This is a genomic window from Penaeicola halotolerans, from assembly GCF_016464625.1.
Taxonomy (GTDB): Bacteria; Bacteroidota; Bacteroidia; order Cytophagales; family Cyclobacteriaceae; genus Penaeicola; species Penaeicola halotolerans.
Window position 1 is genome coordinate 1 of the sequence record NZ_JAEAGO010000008.1, and the last position, 1965, is coordinate 1965.

The following is a 1965-nucleotide window of genomic DNA, read 5'->3' on the forward strand; positions in this document are numbered from 1 at the left end:
GAGGCTATTCGGCTATGACTGGGCACAACAGACAATCGGCTGCTCTGATGCCGCCGTGTTCCGGCTGTCAGCGCAGGGGCGCCCGGTTCTTCTTGTCAAGACCGACCTGTCCGGTGCCCTGAATGAACTGCAAGACGAGGCAGCGCGGCTATCGTGGCTGGCCACGACGGGCGTTCCTTGCGCAGCTGTGCTCGACGTTGTCACTGAAGCGGGAAGGGACTGGCTGCTATTGGGCGAAGTGCCGGGGCAGGATCTCCTGTCATCTCACCTTGCTCCTGCCGAGAAAGTATCCATCATGGCTGATGCAATGCGGCGGCTGCATACGCTTGGTCCGGCTACCTGCCCATTCGACCACCAAGCGAAACATCGCATCGAGCGAGCACGTACTCGGATGGAAGCCGGTCTTGTCGATCAGGATGATCTGGACGAAGAGCATCAGGGGCTCGCGCCAGCCGAACTGTTCGCCAGGCTCAAGGCGAGCATGCCCGACGGCGAGGATCTCGTCGTGACCCATGGCGATGCCTGCTTGCCGAATATCATGGTGGAAAATGGCCGCTTTTCTGGATTCATCGACTGTGGCCGGCTGGGTGTGGCGGACCGCTATCAGGACATAGCGTTGGCTACCCGTGATATTGCTGAAGAGCTTGGCGGCGAATGGGCTGACCGCTTCCTCGTGCTTTACGGTATCGCCGCTCCCGATTCGCAGCGCATCGCCTTCTATCGCCTTCTTGACGAGTTCTTCTGAATTATTAACGCTTACAATTTCCTGATGCGGTATTTTCTCCTTACGCATCTGTGCGGTATTTCACACCGCATCAGGTGGCACTTTTCGGGGAAATGTGCGCGGAACCCCTATTTGTTTATTTTTCTAAATACATTCAAATATGTATCCGCTCATGAGACAATAACCCTGATAAATGCTTCAATAATAGCACGTGAGGAGGGCCACCATGGCCAAGTTGACCAGTGCCGTTCCGGTGCTCACCGCGCGCGACGTCGCCGGAGCGGTCGAGTTCTGGACCGACCGGCTCGGGTTCTCCCGGGACTTCGTGGAGGACGACTTCGCCGGTGTGGTCCGGGACGACGTGACCCTGTTCATCAGCGCGGTCCAGGACCAGGTGGTGCCGGACAACACCCTGGCCTGGGTGTGGGTGCGCGGCCTGGACGAGCTGTACGCCGAGTGGTCGGAGGTCGTGTCCACGAACTTCCGGGACGCCTCCGGGCCGGCCATGACCGAGATCGGCGAGCAGCCGTGGGGGCGGGAGTTCGCCCTGCGCGACCCGGCCGGCAACTGCGTGCACTTCGTGGCCGAGGAGCAGGACTGACACGTGCTAAAACTTCATTTTTAATTTAAAAGGATCTAGGTGAAGATCCTTTTTGATAATCTCATGACCAAAATCCCTTAACGTGAGTTTTCGTTCCACTGAGCGTCAGACCCCGTAGAAAAGATCAAAGGATCTTCTTGAGATCCTTTTTTTCTGCGCGTAATCTGCTGCTTGCAAACAAAAAAACCACCGCTACCAGCGGTGGTTTGTTTGCCGGATCAAGAGCTACCAACTCTTTTTCCGAAGGTAACTGGCTTCAGCAGAGCGCAGATACCAAATACTGTTCTTCTAGTGTAGCCGTAGTTAGGCCACCACTTCAAGAACTCTGTAGCACCGCCTACATACCTCGCTCTGCTAATCCTGTTACCAGTGGCTGCTGCCAGTGGCGATAAGTCGTGTCTTACCGGGTTGGACTCAAGACGATAGTTACCGGATAAGGCGCAGCGGTCGGGCTGAACGGGGGGTTCGTGCACACAGCCCAGCTTGGAGCGAACGACCTACACCGAACTGAGATACCTACAGCGTGAGCTATGAGAAAGCGCCACGCTTCCCGAAGGGAGAAAGGCGGACAGGTATCCGGTAAGCGGCAGGGTCGGAACAGGAGAGCGCACGAGGGAGCTTCCAGGGGGAAACGCCTGGT

Annotated in this window: 3 protein-coding genes; 2 read left to right on the forward strand and 1 reads right to left on the reverse strand. The window is 57.0% G+C overall.

Annotation, left to right across the window (positions count from 1 at the left end):
* Both I5349_RS13580 and ble-Sh read left to right on the forward strand, forming a co-directional pair.
* Positions 1 to 745: APH(3')-II family aminoglycoside O-phosphotransferase (locus I5349_RS13580; RefSeq protein WP_226391328.1), on the forward strand; the 745-nt coding region annotated here is incomplete at its 5' end.
* Positions 746 to 950: 205 nt separating this feature from the next.
* The gene (gene ble-Sh, locus I5349_RS13585) at positions 951 to 1325 is read left to right on the forward strand and encodes a phleomycin/bleomycin binding protein Ble-Sh (protein WP_063842998.1); all 375 of its coding nucleotides are present in this window, start codon (positions 951 to 953) and stop codon (positions 1323 to 1325) included.
* Positions 1326 to 1543: 218 nt separating this feature from the next.
* Here the strand turns inward: ble-Sh and I5349_RS13590 are convergent, their stop codons facing one another.
* Complete coding sequence (locus tag I5349_RS13590) at positions 1544 to 1798, reverse strand: hypothetical protein (RefSeq protein WP_006573365.1); 255 nt, start codon at positions 1796 to 1798, stop codon at positions 1544 to 1546.
* Between the last annotated feature and the right edge of the window lie 167 nt (positions 1799 to 1965).

Coding starts and splice junctions, on each gene's coding strand:
- ble-Sh (WP_063842998.1), top strand. CDS start 951: ATGGCCAAGTTGACCAGTGCCGTTCCGGTGCTCACCGCGCGCGACGTC.